12 protein-coding genes and 1 pseudogene are annotated in these 14742 nt (G+C 65.8%); all 13 read right to left on the bottom strand.

Annotated elements, in window-relative coordinates:
* Positions 1 to 103 precede the first annotated feature (103 nt).
* The 13 genes and pseudogenes from ACIQ7H_RS12300 to ACIQ7H_RS12240 all read right to left on the bottom strand — a co-directional run bounded on the left by ACIQ7H_RS12300 (position 104) and on the right by ACIQ7H_RS12240 (position 14687).
* Entirely contained in the window at positions 104 to 1129 is a 1026-nt protein-coding gene (locus ACIQ7H_RS12300) for a polysaccharide lyase family 1 protein (RefSeq protein ID WP_395791845.1), read from the bottom strand.
* A gap of 1233 nt (positions 1130 to 2362) precedes the next feature.
* Positions 2363 to 3424 (bottom strand): annotated as a pseudogene (locus tag ACIQ7H_RS12295) (polysaccharide lyase family 1 protein); the annotation flags it as partial.
* Between the two features lie 508 nt (positions 3425 to 3932).
* Complete coding sequence (locus ACIQ7H_RS12290) at positions 3933 to 6035, bottom strand: TonB family protein (RefSeq protein ID WP_395791843.1); 2103 nt, start codon at positions 6033 to 6035, stop codon at positions 3933 to 3935.
* A complete protein-coding gene (locus ACIQ7H_RS12285; protein WP_395791841.1) occupies positions 6035 to 6436 on the bottom strand; it encodes a BlaI/MecI/CopY family transcriptional regulator in 402 nt (133 codons plus the stop codon). The genes ACIQ7H_RS12290 and ACIQ7H_RS12285 overlap by 1 nt, the downstream gene beginning before the upstream one ends.
* Before the next feature lie 328 nt (positions 6437 to 6764).
* Complete coding sequence (locus ACIQ7H_RS12280) at positions 6765 to 7199, bottom strand: cupin domain-containing protein (protein ID WP_395791839.1); 435 nt, start codon at positions 7197 to 7199, stop codon at positions 6765 to 6767.
* A 259-nt stretch (positions 7200 to 7458) separates the two neighbouring features.
* A complete protein-coding gene (locus ACIQ7H_RS12275) occupies positions 7459 to 8100 on the bottom strand; it encodes an RpiB/LacA/LacB family sugar-phosphate isomerase (protein ID WP_395791837.1) in 642 nt (213 codons plus the stop codon).
* A gap of 116 nt (positions 8101 to 8216) precedes the next feature.
* The gene (gene kduD, locus ACIQ7H_RS12270; protein ID WP_395791835.1) at positions 8217 to 8972 is read right to left on the bottom strand and encodes a 2-dehydro-3-deoxy-D-gluconate 5-dehydrogenase KduD; all 756 of its coding nucleotides are present in this window, start codon (positions 8970 to 8972) and stop codon (positions 8217 to 8219) included.
* 260 nt (positions 8973 to 9232) lie between these two features.
* Complete coding sequence (locus tag ACIQ7H_RS12265; protein ID WP_395791833.1) at positions 9233 to 9772, bottom strand: hypothetical protein; 540 nt, start codon at positions 9770 to 9772, stop codon at positions 9233 to 9235.
* Positions 9773 to 9903: 131 nt separating this feature from the next.
* Complete coding sequence (locus ACIQ7H_RS12260; RefSeq protein WP_395791831.1) at positions 9904 to 11010, bottom strand: LacI family DNA-binding transcriptional regulator; 1107 nt, start codon at positions 11008 to 11010, stop codon at positions 9904 to 9906.
* A gap of 59 nt (positions 11011 to 11069) precedes the next feature.
* A complete protein-coding gene (locus tag ACIQ7H_RS12255; protein ID WP_395791829.1) occupies positions 11070 to 12350 on the bottom strand; it encodes a TRAP transporter large permease in 1281 nt (426 codons plus the stop codon).
* Entirely contained in the window at positions 12350 to 12847 is a 498-nt protein-coding gene (locus tag ACIQ7H_RS12250; protein WP_395791827.1) for a TRAP transporter small permease, read from the bottom strand. Before ACIQ7H_RS12250 ends, ACIQ7H_RS12255 begins: the two co-directional genes overlap by 1 nt.
* The gene (locus ACIQ7H_RS12245; protein WP_395791825.1) at positions 12844 to 13845 is read right to left on the bottom strand and encodes a TRAP transporter substrate-binding protein; all 1002 of its coding nucleotides are present in this window, start codon (positions 13843 to 13845) and stop codon (positions 12844 to 12846) included. The genes ACIQ7H_RS12250 and ACIQ7H_RS12245 overlap by 4 nt, the downstream gene beginning before the upstream one ends.
* A complete protein-coding gene (locus ACIQ7H_RS12240) occupies positions 13842 to 14687 on the bottom strand; it encodes a 2-keto-4-pentenoate hydratase (RefSeq protein WP_395791823.1) in 846 nt (281 codons plus the stop codon). Before ACIQ7H_RS12240 ends, ACIQ7H_RS12245 begins: the two co-directional genes overlap by 4 nt.
* Positions 14688 to 14742 lie beyond the last annotated feature (55 nt).

The raw sequence follows: 14742 nt of genomic DNA, 5'->3' as shown, positions 1-14742 counted from the left end.
CATCGTGACCCTGCCCAGTGAACTCGGAAGCAACGAGATCGCAAGCATGAGCGAATCCGCCACTCAGGAGAACGAATGACAGCTATCTGGTGAACAGGCTGTCTCAAAGGGGTTGACGCGTTCCGCCGAGAGATTCGGGGAAGGCGCGGGTTGTCTGCCAGCCAGTGGCATTGACGGTGTCGCCGCCGCCGCCCGACCAGGTGATGCCTGGGCCGACGAAGTTGTTGCGCAGATCCCAGAAGCCAATCTGGCTGCTTGACCGCGAAGTGACCGGATTGTTGACGCTTTCGAAGTAGTTCGCCTCGATCAGTGAGACGCCGCCCATGCGGACGTTGATGCCAGAGTCGCTGATGCGCCCGAAGTAGTTGTTGACGATGTGGCTGAGGCCGAAGCGTTGCAGCGGCACGCGCGCCTGGACGTTTTCGAAGCGGTTGCGGTAATAGGTCGTGCGGGCGTTGTTGTGGGCTGTGAACCCGTCGGAATGCCCGTTCAGCCCGACCTTCTGGTAGTTGTAGACGTGGTTGTAGGAGATCGTCACGTTGCGCGCGCTGCGCTTGATGTCGATGCCACCGTCGAAGGTGGCGTCCCCTGCGCCTGGGCAGCTGGTCAGCGTCGCGAAGACGGTGTTGTGGTCGATCCAGATGCCTACCGGGAACTGGTCAGGGTTCGAGGAGTCACCGGAAACCCCGATGGCGTCGGAGGCCTCGCCGCCCGGCAGAAGGCCGATCGTCATGTTGCGGATGATGATGTTTCGCGCGTTGCCAACGACCGAAATGCCGAAGTTGGCGCTTGAGCCGTTGGCGCCCTGGATGGTGATGTCGCTCTTGCCCTTGATCTCAACGATGTTCGCCGGCTTGCGCCACTGGGTGCACGGGTCGGTGATGCTGGCGAAGTTGAACTGGCCGGTGTAGTTGATGACGAGCCCACCGCTGCCGCTGTAGGCGTTGATGGCTGCGCGCATCTGCTCTGGCGTGCTGACGCTGACGGGTGTGCGGTTGCCGCCACCCGTAGTGCCGGAGGCATAGCCCATGGCCTGGGCGTTGGCGGTGCTGCTGAGCGCGATGCCCAGTGCGAGAGGGCTGAGGGCGAGCGCAAGCGCTCGTGCGACCAGTCGATTGTCGATTTTCATGTGGGTGTCCTTTGCGAAAGTGATGCCCGTGATCCGGGCTGGGTGGCTGCTTTCGAACGGGTTTGCAACCCTGCAGAACAGTGCGCCATGGGCGCAGCGCAGTTGACGCTCCATGGCTACCGGTACTGGATGGCAGTGCAGCAGATCGAAAGAGCCTGAAGAAACCAGATACTCGTCTGTCGGAAGTGCTTGAGTTGTGCCGCAAGAATCACGCTCGCGAATCCATCCGCTGAACCGCTGCGAGGGCTGTGTTGGCTGTATGACTTCGCTGTGGGCGAGGCTTCACGGACCACATCGGGACGCACCCTTGTGCGGGCCTTGCGAGTTCAGCGTCTTGCAGATCACTTGAACTGATTTGGCGCAGGGGTGATTGGTCCTCGTGTGGCAAACACCCTTGCCGTCTGCCAACTGCGAACGGGCTTCGACGAGCCCTCGCCGCCCTTCTGGGAGCTGTGTGTCTCATTGATTCTGGTGCCGCCTTCGGCGGAGCCGCGGCGGACTGGGGCTTCTGGAGAGCGTCTGAGGTCGATCGCAGTCCCTGGCGGAGGTGCAGCTGGCCCGCCCGCCAGGGACAAGGACAGTGGCTCAGTTCTGCCGCGAGCACTTGTTCGGGTTGCCGCCCGGATCGCTGCCGAATGCCGCGACGGTGCAGGCGACGCTGTTGCCAACACCGACGAAGCGCAGCACCCAGTTGCCTTTGCGGCCGAACGCGACCCAGCCGCTACCGCCACTGACCTGGCAAGTGCCGTTCAAGTCCGCGCACTTGCTGAAACCGCTTGGGTAGTCGCCGGTCCCCGAGAGCGCCGGCGGCGTGCCGCCACCGCCCGAGGAACTGCTGGATGAGCTGCTCGACGAGCTGCTGCCCGAACGCGCCGCTGAAGCCACATTCGAGTTGGTGACCACACCATTGGTGGTGTTCTTGATCGAGTAGTAGTACGTGGTGCCTGCGTTGGCGCTGGTATCGCTGTAGCTGCGGATGGTCGAGCCCACCATCCCGATCCGCACGCGGCCGGCGGGATCAGGATCGGTGTCGCGATAGACCTCCTGTGCGGCGAGGGTCAGGTTCACCGGCGACCAGCTCAGATTGATGGCGCTGCTGGTGCCGCTGGCGCTCAGGTTGATCGCGGCCGACGGGCTGGACGAGCTGGAGCTGCTCGACGAACTGGAGCTGCTTGAGGAGCTTGAGGAACTCGACGATGAGCTTCCGCCGGTGCCGCAGCTCGGCGCGGTGGTCGCGAGGTTCTTGCCGGCACCGGCGGTGGCGAATACCAGGCATTTGACTTGCGCAGCGGGCGCGATCGCCATCGTGTAGCCGAGCGAGCCCGGGAACGCGCGCGTGGTCTGCCAGTTGGTGGCGTTGACCGTGCTGCTGTTGGCGGAGCTCCAGGTGATGCCCTGGCCGACAAAGTTGTTGCGCAGGTCCCAGTAGCCGATCTGTGAGCTGTCGCGCGAGGTCACCGGATTGGCCACGTTCTCGAAGTAGTTGGCCTCGATCAGCGAGATGCCACCCATGCGGATGTTGATGCCCGAGGTTGCTACGTTGCCGAAGTAGTTGTTGGCGATGTGCGACAGGCCGAAGCGCTGCAGCGGCAGCCGCGCCTGCACATTCTCGAAGCGGTTGCGGTAGTAGGTGGTGCGGGCCACATCGTGCTCGGTGAAGCTATCGGTATGGCCGTTCAGCGCCACCTTCTGATAGTTGTGCACGTGGTTGTAGGAGATCGTTACCCGGTTGGCGCCACGCTTGATGTCGATGCCGCCGTCGAAGCTGGCGTCGCCTGCGCCGGGGCAGCTGGTCAGCGAGGCGAAGATGGTGTTGTGGTCGATCCAGACTCGCGAGGGGATGCGGCCGGTGCCGCGGCCTTCGACGGTGATCGAATCGGCGCCTTCGCCGCCCGGCAGCAGGCCGATCGTCATGTTGCGGACGATGATGTTCTGCGAGTTGCCGACGATGAAGATGCCAAAGTTCGCCGAAGAGCCATTGGCGCCCTGGATGGTGATGTCGCTCTTGTCCTTGATCTCGACCACGACCGGATCTTTGCGCCACTGCGCGCAGACATCGGTGATGCTGGCGAAGTTGAAACTGCCGGTGTAGTTCAGCACCAGGCCACCGCTGCCGCTGTAGCTGTCAAGCGCTGCGCGCATGGCCTCCGGGCTGTTGACGTTGATGGGTGAACTGCCGCCGCCGCCGGTGGTGCCAGTGGCGTAGCCGACCGCTTGAGCATGTGCGGCGCCGGTGGCGCCGAGGCAGACGAGAAGCGCAAGGCTCCGCGCCAGAACTTTCGTGCTGGTGTTCATGAGTGTTTCCCGAATGTGGATAGGCCCCTGTGCCTGCTCTGCTGTCAGTGCTTGGGCGTGCGCTTTACTTCGGCACGAATGACGCTGCGGAGCCCGTACAGTTCAGGGCTTTTGACCACCGGTGTCAAATTGCAACGCAATATGGCCTGATAAGCTTGATGGAGGCCGCAGTTCGCAGTTTGCGAATGCGCAAACTGCGCAACTGCAGCATGTTCACATCCGCGAATTCCAGAACAAAATGCGGTGCGAACAGTTGGCAGAGGTGCCAAAACGGCGGAGTCGGCTGACGCGACCTGCCGCATCGAGCGCATCGGGGCTATGAGCCGAAGACCAATGCTTGAGGCCGCGGATTGGCGCAGGGTCAACAGGCGTGGACTCGAGAGTCCGACGGCAGATGCACGCAGGGAGCGCCCGAATCGCGAGCGCTCCTGGTGGGCGAGGTCGCCGCGCGCGCTCCGCCAAGCGCGCGTGCGGCGTGGTTCGGCATCAGCTGGCCGCCGTATGCGGCTCAGCTCGCCTTGACCTCGATGGCGTCAAGTGCGCCGTCGAAGCCCTCGATCGTCTCGGTGTGCTCATCCATCGAGAACTTCACCGGCAGCTGGATCCAGGCGTCGACCGGCCGCCCGTCGCGCAGGGCGGGGTCGAAGGTCCAGCGCTCGACCGACGCCGAGGCCGCCTGATCGAGCCGCTGCGAGCCCGAACTGTGGGCGATTTCGATCTGCTGAGGGCGGCCATCGGCTGCCACCCTCACCCTCAGAATCACCACGCCGTGCTCGCGTGCCACCACTGACTCCTTGGGGTAGGCCGGCGCAGTCATGCTGCGATAGCTGACCTCACGGTCGGATACTTTTGGCGGTGCGTGGGGCGCCGACGCCGGTGGCGCAGCGGCAGCGGCGGATTGTGCGGGCGGTGCAGGTGGGTTCGTCGGGGCGTGCGGCATCGGTGGCTGAGGTGCCGCAGGCGGTGGCGCCGGCATCGGCGGTGCAACTTCACCGGTGCTGATAGAGAAGCTGATCGGCACCAGAGCACGACTGGGCGCATTCTCACCGCCACTGCGCGCGCTGTTGAAGGTCCAGCCCTTGACTGCCTCAGCCGCGGCCGCGTCCAGCAGCTCCGAGCCGGAGCTCTCGTTGATGCTGACCTCTTCCGCACGGCCATCCGTACCAATCAGAACTTCAAGCGGCACATTGCCCGCCTGACGCGCGCGAAGGGCTGCCACCGGATAGCGCGGTGGCTTCATTGCGCGGACGCTGGCGTCGGCCTCGGGCGCCGTGTTGGGTGTAGTCACAATTCCCGGTTGCAGGCGGCGTGGTGCGTCCGTCGCGGCTGCGACTGGCGCGTTTTCCGCCGCTGCAGCCGACTTGGACGCCTCATCCGCGGCTGCGGGGTTCACGGTCAACTGCAGCGCCAACGCGATGCTGCCATCGGCGTCCGCAACTTCCACGCCGCCCTGCTGGCCGGCCTCCAGCAGCAGGCGCGGCGAGCTCATGAGTTCGCCGTCTCGGCTCAGGCGCAGGTCAACACGATAGTGGTTCTCGCCGTCTGCGACGGTGCGGAGTTCGGCCTCCCATTCCGCACCGGTCTCATCAGTCAGTCGAAAGCCATGCGCGTCGCCTGCCGGCGATATCAGATGCGGACGCTGTACCGGGCCGCCGCCTGCCGAAACTTCAATGCGCGTAGACAGCAGTTCCGGCGTGGTGGCACTCGGCGTCTGTTTGGCCCAGGCCAATCCAGCTGCGGCAGCGGAGATGCTGAATGCGAGCGCCGCGCCGACCAGCAGGCGACGCGCGGAGGGGAGGGGACGGCTGAGCATGGCGATGCGCTCCTTCAAGGGATGGGTGCCGAAGGCCGGGCAGGCCAGCGGTGCTGCGGGTGAATTGTTCGGGCTGCCGAGCAGGGCGTCGGCGTAGATGCGCCGTGCATGCGGATGCAGGCCGAGCACGCGTGCGTCACAGGCGAGTTCCTGATCGAGCCGGAACCGCCGGTAGGCCAGACGGAGCAACGGGTTGAACCACTGCAATGCGCCGAGCAGGGCGAACAGGGCGTTCCAGAGCACATCGCCGCGTTCTGCATGGACGCGCTCGTGGGCGATCACCAGGGCCTGTTGTTCAGGGCTGAAGCGCTGCTCGAAGTCGGCCGGAAGCACCACCTTCGGGCGCAGGCCCACCACTGCCGGCAGCCCATTGCGTGTTTCCGCAATCAACACACCATCGGGCCGCGTGCGCAGGCGGCCGAGGCTGGCGCGAAAGCGGCGTTGCTGGCGCCAGAGCATCCACAGAGTGATCGCTGCGCCGACCGCCCACAGCACCAGCAGCACCGGCGCGAGCGCGAGCAGAGGTTCGGCGGGAGCCTCCAGCAGAGGTTGCGGTGCACCGATGATGACGCCCGGTTCGGCACCGATCAGCTGTACCGCGGCGGGCGCACGCTCCGGGGCCGGCAGCAGGACCCCCAGCACGCTGGCGGGCAACAGCAGCCACATGAGGTAGCTGATCCGCGCGCCGAACAGCTGTCGACAGTGCTTGCCCGCCAACAGCATCAAAACGCAGGCCGCGCTGACGGCCAAGCTGACTTCAATCGCTTGGATCAGCAGTGTATCGGTCAGGGCATTCATCAGCGCTTCCTCGGCGTGGCTGCCTTCGGGGTCTGATCGGCGCGGTCTGCCTGGTCGAGCAGGGCACGCAGAGCGGCGATGTCTTCTCGGCTGAGGCCACCGTCCTGCTGGAACTGCGCCACCAGGGGCGCCAGCCGACCGCCGAACAGACGTTCCAGCAGACTGCTGCTCTGGACGCGCACCCAGTCTTCGCGTCGCAGCAACGGCGTGTACAGATAGCGGCGACCATCACGGTCTGCTTCAATCGCGCCCTTCTTCAGCAGGCGGTTGAGCAGGGTCTTGATGGTCGGCTCCTGCCAGTGCTGGGTACTGCTGAGCACTTCGATCACTTCTTCAGCCGTGCGCGGGCTGCCCGCCCACAGCACCTCCATGACCACGGATTCAGCGTCGCTGATCTGCATTTCGTTTACCTTTGTAATCGACGATCAAAGATTACGCCTGTAATTCACTCTGTCAAGCGTGCCGGTGTTCCGACATAGCGGGCGTATGGGACGAAGGCCGGTGCTGATTTCCGCTTGGCCTGAGGTGCCGAACTCAGGCCCGGGCGCGGCTGGTCGAGGCTGCATCCAACGGGCCCGGCTACTCGAGATCCCAGGTCTTGGTGCGAAGCTGTCGCGCTTGGCATTCCACCGCCGCCACTTCGCGTAGCGACCCGTTGCCACGGCGCCCGTGAGTCATCGCCAGTAGCCGGCGTGGTAGTTCTGCCGTGAGGGCGCTGTCAAGCAGGCTTCAGCGCGCCGGGCGCTTGAACACCACGAAGATCACCAGATCCTCTTCGCCCTGCTGGCGCATGCCGTGGCTGTCGCCGTTGCGGGTGAGGATGGCATCGCCGGCAACGACCGTGCGCAGCTCGCCGTTGAGGCTCAATTCGCCGCGGCCGCTTAGGACGTAGTAGATCTCGTCCTTGTCGTTGACGTGCTCGCCGATGGTGGCGCCCGGATGCAGGGCGCGCTTGCGGAACACCAGGTCGAAGCCGTCGGCCTGTTCGAAGAAGGGGAAGGCAGTGGTCTCGCCCAAGCCTTCGTGTGGGCCGGGCTGACGCACCGCGAGGTCGGCTTCGCGCTCGACATAGGAGTCGGCGCGCCTGTCGTTGGCACGGGCTTCGGTCGCGACCGAGGTCGCGAGCGTCACCCCCAGGAGTGCCGCCGACAGGCGCGCGGACATGGGTGAGCGGGGACGGCAGCCAAGCTCGGTGGCCTGCCGATCGAGCTCGATAGTGCTGGAGGCCCTCGCCGTCCGCGGCTCGGCAATCGACACCGCGCGAATCAGCCCCGACGCGCGCCACGCAGTCTGTTCGGTCGCTGTGCAGTCCACGCGATCGAGCCTCCAGTGATGAATCCGCCGACAGCGCTGGTGTTGCTGTGCAATACCCGCGCACTGTCGGCTTTGCGTAGAACTCCAAAGCCCGGCCGGCCGCCGAACTTCAAGCCTTGAGAACGCCTTCGATGTAGCTGGCCATGGCGGCGTCCTGGCAGTTCGGGAAGAACAGTTCCTGGAACTTCTCGCCGGCCACGGCCGCCTTCAGCAGATCCTGATCGACTTCCTTCAGCACGGTCAGCATGTCCTTGCATGTGGTGGCTTTGACCTGGGCCAGAATGCCGCGGTTCTTGGCCATGATCGCCGCGCGCTCCTTCGGGTAGCCCAGGCCGCGCTCGCCGTCGAACAGCTTGCGGTAGCAGTCCTGCAGGTTCAGCTCGGCGGCCCAGCCGAAGCCTTTCGCATACGGCATCGAGATCGCGTTGCCATCGTTGATCTGGCCGAACAGAAAGGCATCGGTGGGGTCGATGACCAAGCCGCAGAACACGCCCGGCATCGCGTTGCAGGCCAGCATCGAGCCCATGCCGGTGCCGCAGCCGGTGACCACGAAGTCGACAGCCTTGGAGTTCAGCAGGATGCCTGCCAGCAGGCCGTTCATGACGTAGGTCAGCGAGGCCTTGTCCTCGGCCGAGTACATGCCGTAGTTGAAGACCTTGTGACCCAGCGGCTCGGCGACCGTCTTCAGCGCAGTGACGATGATCTCGTTCTTGGCCGCCTGGCTGTTTTCGGTGATCAGGGCGATTTTCATGGGGTGTTCCTTGTCGGGGGGCGACGCGCACTGCGTCAGAGGGAGGACGCTACAGACGGCGCGATTGCGCCAGCCTGCGCCGGGCACTGCGCCCGACGCGTCGGTTGATGGGTTGATCAGCGCGCCAGCCAGCCGCCATCCACGGCCAATACCGTGCCGTGCACGTAGTCAGAAGCCGCTGAGGCGAGGAACACGGCGGCACCGGCCAGATCGTCCGGCGTGCCCCAGCGTCCAGCCGGAATGCGCGCGAGGATGTCGCGGTTGCGGCCCTCGTCGGCGCGCAGCAGGGCGGTGTTGTCGGTGGCCATGTAGCCGGGCGCGATCGCATTCACGTTGACACCCTTGGCCGCCCACTCGTTGGCGAGCAGCTTGGTGATGCCGGCCAGCCCGGATTTGCTGGCGGTATACGAGGGCACCCGGATACCGCCCTGGAAGCTCAACATCGAGGCGATATTGATGATCTTGCCGCCGCCCTGGGCGATGAAATGGCGCCCGGCCGCCTGGCACAGGAAGAACGCCGACTTGAGATTCAGGTCGATCACTGCATCCCAGTCGGCCTCGCTGAAGTCGACCGCGTCCGCGCGCCGGATCATGCCGGCATTGTTCACCAGGATATCCAGACGCCCCAGCGTGGCGAGGGTCTCTTCAATGATACGCGGGATCGGCTCCAGCGAGGTCAGGTCAGCCTGCACATGCACGAAGCGCCTGCCGAGTGCCTGCACCTTTGCGGCGGTGTCGTCAGCACCGGAGCTGCTGACCGCGGCGATATCGGCGCCGGCTGCGGCCAGCGCCAACGCGATGCCTTGGCCGAGGCCTTTGTTGGCGCCGGTGACCAGCGCGGTCTTGCCTTCAAGACTGAACGGATTTCCCACGAATGCATCTCCCTGTTGCGAGGCGTCTGCCCATCGAGCTTCAACCGAGGCGGGTGGAGCAGGCCGAGCGTGCGCCGACATGGCGGGCGCTGTGCTGCCCGGCACGCGTCTCTGTGTGGCCCGAATGACTACCGGTGTCATTCTGGCCGGGAAAACCGGGGACGGCAAGCTGTGGCGCAGCATCCGAGGGGAATGGCTCGATTGATTCAACCACGCACCAGCCCACGCACACCCGCCGGAGACATGAAGGTCGGCCTGCGTCACGAGGTCGAAAACCGCGCCGGCGCGGGCTCGCCTAAGCGTGCTTGATCGGCCGTCGGCAGGGCGACCAGCACGCAGCCGTGGTCACTGCCATGGATCACGCTGAACCCGGGACGCATGTCGCGCAGCAGGCCGCGTACGCGTTGCTCGTCGAGAAAGCCGAGGTGGCCGTGTACGCGAACCAGATCCGGTGATTCCTCGATGACCCAGGTCGGTGCCCAGCGCCGCTCGATCGCCTCGAACAGCGGGATCACGCACAGATACATCGCCAACATCGCCATCGGGGTTCCGAGCAGCACGGCGACCGCGAGACGCGGCGCCAGCGTCATGTCGCTGCCGTGCTCCAACGCAATGAAGGCCGCGATCGCAGCGGCGCAGCACGACAGCAGGATCGCGAAATGCAGCAAGCCGGTCAGCAGCGCGCGGCGCTTGTCCAGTTGTGCCAGCCGCTGCTGGGCAGGCGGCTGTCCCGCGGCGGGTTGGCGGGGTGTGGGTAGTGGCAGCACTGCGATGAAGCCAAGCGGGTGGGCGTGCACCATAGGATGCTGCGCGCGGGCAAATGCTTGGACTGTTTCACCGTTTGGGCAGCGCGTGCCCGCGTTGACCATTTATCACAGGGCCGTGCCGCCGCCTGTGCGGGTGGCAGCGCAGCGGCGCGACGGTCGGCCGCCTAAGCGGCGGCGCTCGAATGCGGTGGCTGGGTCGAGTCGCGCACCACCAGATGCGGGCTGACGGTAAACGCGGCCGGCGACTCTTTCGAACGCGGCCAGTCCTTGGCGAGCAGCAGCCCGGTGGCCTGGCGGCCGAGATCGCGCACCGGCAGATGGATGGTGGTCAGCGGCGGCCACAACTGGCTGGCGAGCGGGCTGTCGTCGTAGCCCACCACCGAAAGATCGCCGGGAATCGACAGCCCCATCCGCAGCGCGGCCTTGTAGACGCCGGCGGCCATTTCGTCATTGCAGGCGAAGATCGCACTCGGTCGCGGCGATTGCCGCAGCAGGGCCTCAGCGCCGGTGACGCCGGATTCAAACGTGTAGCCGCCTTCATAGATGCAGTCCTCGCTGAGCTTGATGCCGCGGCGACTCAAGCCCTCGATGAAGCCACCGCCGCGCTCGATCGATGATCGATAGCGCTTGGGCCCGGTGATCAGACCGAACTGTCGATGGCCCAAGGACTCCAGATACTCGGCAACCTCACCGCCGGCACGGCGGTCGTGGGTCAGCACCATCCGCGTCGGCTCGTCCAAGGGCACCGAGGCGATGCGCACGTAGCGCACTTCAAGCTCCTGCAGTGCGTCGGCCAGTGCCTGATCTTCGGACACGCGCGGGATCAGGATCACGCCGTAGAGTTTCTGCCGCTGTACAAAGCGCTTGATGCCCTCGATGTAGTCGGATTGCTTGCTGTCGCACGGGTGCACCACCAGCTCGAAGCCGGAGTCGCGGAGCGCATCGAGTGCGCCGTACTGCATGTTGACGATGTACTGCGCGGTCGGGTTGTCGAACACCAGGCCGATCAGGAACGCATGCCGAAACGCCAGGCCGCGCGCCTGCGGATCGGGCGTGTAGCCCATTTCCTCCATCAGCGCCTGCACCTTGTCGCGGGTTTCCGGGTGGACCAGTTCGGAACCGTTGATCACTCGCGATACAGTTTTCTTCGACACGCCCGACAGCCGGGCGATGTCGTTGATGGTGGTCTTCCCCTGCGCTGCTTTGGCCTTGGCCTGCGGCGCCGCGGATTCAGTGGTGTCGCTGCGCGGAGTTTTTGGGCTAGGGCTCATCGTGTGGTTCGCTGGAAAGGTGGCCCGATTCTAGCCCCGCGGCGAACCCCGGCGGGGCTTCATTTCAGCGCGGCCGGCAGCCACAGCGACAGGGCCGGGAACAGCGCCACCAGCAGCAGCACCAACGCGGCGGCGCCGTAGAAGGGCCAGATCGTGCGCAGGGCTTGACTGACCGGGATACGTCCGATCGCTGCGCCGACAAACAGGACCGAGCCGACCGGAGGCGTGATAAGGCCGATGCCACCGGCCAGGATCAGCACGACGCCGAAGTGGATCGGATGAATCTCGAAGGCCTTGGCGACCGGCAGGAAGATCGGCGTGCAGATCAGGATCAGCGGTGCCAGATCCATGAAGGTGCCGAGCAGGAGCAATACGATCACGATAAGCAGCAGCACGCTCAGCGGCTCGCTCGCCATGGCGCGCAGGGCTTCGACTGCAGCTGCAGGCACCTCCAGATAGGCCAGCAGCCAGCCGAACAGGCCGGCTGAGGCGATCACGAACAGGATGCTTCCGGTGGTGCGCGCCGCATGCATGCAGGCATCCAGCAGGGCGCTGCCGCGCAGGGCGCGGTAGGCGAACACGGTGATCACCAGCGCGTACACCACGGCAATGGCCGCGCTCTCCACCGCGGTGAAGATCCCGGCGCGGATGCCGAAGAAGATCAGCAGCACCAGCAGCAGGCCGGGCAGGGCCGAGACCAGCCGCACCAGAACCATCCTGAAGCCGGGGAACGCTTCGACCGCATAGCCACGACGGCGCGCGATGAACCAGCCGGTGATCATCATCGCCAGCGTCAGCATCAGCGCCGGCACGATGCCTGCGGCGAACAGGTCGGCAATCGAGAGCCCGCCACCGGCCGCGGCCGAATACAGGATCAAGTTGTGCGAAGGCGGCACCAGCAGCGCCACGAGGGCGGCGCTGACGCTGACATTGACCGCGAAATCGCGATCGAAGCCGCGCTTGACCATCTGCGGAATCATCGCGCCGCCGACCGCGGACACATCGGCAATCGCCGAGCCGGACACGCCGCCGAAGAACAGGTTCGACAGCACATTGACTTGGCCGAGGCCGCCGCGGATGTGGCCGACCAGGGCTGACGCGAGGCCGATCAGACGCTCGGAGATGCCGCCGCGCAGCATCAGCTCGCCGGTGAAGATGAACAGCGGAATCGCGATCAGCGATACCGCACCGCTACCGGCTGCAAGCTGCTGGGTGGCGAGAATCAGCGGCAGGTCGAGATGCAACAGCACCAGCACCGAGGCGGCGGCCAGCGCGTACGCAACCGGCACGCCGGCGAACAGCAGCAGACCGAAGGCCAGAAACAGCAGGGCGATGGCCATCAGTGGGTCTCCAGCGGGGCGCGCAGCAGATGCGGCAGTGAGAACAGAGCCATCAGCGCGCCGCCGAGGCTGAGTGGAAAGTAGGCGCTGCTCTGCGGCAGCGGTGCGCCCGCCATGTGCACGTCGAGCCCATCGAGCGCCAGCTGCATGCCAAACACCGCAAGCAGCAGGCCGATCAGGATCACGATCAGCGCCGACAGCCGCGAGAACAGTCGCTGACCCGGCTTGGGCAGCAGCAGCACCAGCAGAGGAAAGCTGAAATGGCTGCGTGCATGAACGCCTGATGCGGCGCCAAAGGCCAGGGTAGTGGTCAGGCAGATCAGGGTCACCGGCTCGCTCCAGCTTGGCGAGGCATTGAAGGCGTAACGGGCGAGCACCTGCCAGCCCTGGGTAATGACCATCCCGAACAGGCCGAATGCCGCCATCACGGTGGCGGCGCGAGCGATGGGTGCGAGTGCGCGATCAAGCGGATTCTGTGGGGCAGCGCTGTCGTTCATGCCTGTGCCTCGGCTTCGATGCGGTCGACCAGGGGCGCGACCTCGGGATGGGCTCGATAGCGCGCCAGCACCGGCGCCGCGGCGGCGCGGAAGGCTTCGATATCGACGCTGTTGATCTGCACGCCGGCGGCCAGAACGGCTTCGCGGGCGCGCGCTTCGCTCGCATCCCACTCTTGGCGCATCACCGTCATCGAGCGCTGCGCCAGGCTGCGCAGCAGCTGCTGGTCGTCGCCGCTGAGTGCGTCGAAGTTGCGTTTTGACATCAGCAGGAAATCGGGCGCGTAGGAATGTTCGGTCTCTGACCAGAACTGAGCGATCTCGAACTGGCGGCTGCTGTGGAAGCTGCGGATGTTGTTCTCGGCGCCGTCGATCAACCGCGTTTCCAGCGCCGAGAACACCTCGCCGAACGGCAGCGGGGTCGGGTTGGCGCCGAGTGCACCCATCAGCTCCAGAAAAATGTCCGAAGGCGGGACGCGCAGCTTGAGTCCGGCGAGATCAGCCGGCGTGCGCAGCGGGCCGCGGGTGTTGTACATGCTGCGCGAGCCGCAGTCGTAGATGGCCAGCCCGATCAGGCCGCGCGCTTCGAAGCCGGCCAGAATCCGCGCGCCGACTTCGCCATCGATCAGCGCGCGCAGCTGGGTTTTGCTGCGGATCAGATAGGGCAAGCCGAGCGCGATCGTGCGTGGCCAGCCATTGTTGAGCGCGCCGGAATAGACGCGGGTGATGTCGATCGCGCCGAAGCGGGCCATATCGATCTGATCGTTCTCGCGGCCGAGCTGGCCGGAGTGATACACGCGCAGGCTCAGACGCCCGGCAGTTTCGGCCGCAAGCTGCTCGCCGATCCAGCGCACCGCCTGCACGGTCGGGTAGTCGCTGACGTGGACATCCGTGGTGGTCAGCGTGTGCGTCGCGGTTGCGCCGGCCCAGGGCGCGCAGCCGAGTGCCGCGGCTGCGCCAATGCCGCCGAGTACACGGCGACGGCTGATGCGATCAATCATCGAAGCTGCTCCTTCGCAGTTGCAGTGGCCGGCACCGCGTGGCAGTGCAGCTCGCCCAGGCCGTCAAACACGAGCCGGGAAGACTGCCCGGCAAGGATGTCGTGGATGCCGGTGGCAGCACCGGTCGACACGATCATTCCGGCTTTCAGCGGATGCCCGCGGCGGGCACCGCGATTGAGCGCGAACGCCAGCGCCGCCAGCGGACCGCCGGGCAGGTGCAATGCACCGCCACGGCCGACCTGCATGCCCTCGACCCAGGTCGCGCAGACCAGACTGTCCCAGCTGCGCTCGCGCCAATCACCGATCACCGGGCCGAGAAACACGGCGGCGTTGTTGCCGAAGTCGGACACCACCACCGCCGGGCCCAGTTCATTGATCGTAGCGAGCGGGCTGCCGGCCAGCTCGATGCCGATCCGCAGTTCGCCCGCCAGTTCGGCGGCCTGCTGCGGAGTGAAATCGGTCTTGTCGATCGGCGCATCGGCGCCAAGCACGAACACGTACTCGGCCTCGACCGCGGCGAAGCCGCCGGCGATCACCGGCAGCTCGGCGATCTGATCTGCCGTCAGCGTGTGCAGTCGATGCGCGAACACCGGTCCCATGATGCGGTCCTCGCCCATGCGCTCCAGCCAGACATCGGGAATGCGCCCGACCTTCCAGCCGGCCACGCGATCCGGCCATAGTGCAATCGCCGCATCCTGGCGAGCATAGGCGGCGTCCAGCGACTGCGGCAACGGGCCCGGGTAGCCGGGCAGGGCCTGTGCGGCGAGGCGCGCGGCAACAAAGTGCGCGGCGATCTCACGGCTCAGTTCGAGGGGTTCAGATGCGGCAGGATTTGGCTTCACTCGGGGCTCCGGAATGCGGCCCGCAAGGCGCTGGCAGGCGCCCCGCGTGGGTGGA

It is taken from the genome of Aquimonas sp., assembly GCF_044377145.1.
Classification (GTDB): Bacteria; Pseudomonadota; Gammaproteobacteria; order Xanthomonadales; family Xanthomonadaceae; genus Aquimonas.
Note: the sequence above shows the minus strand (reverse complement) of the source record. Positions and strands in the feature narration are given on the sequence as shown.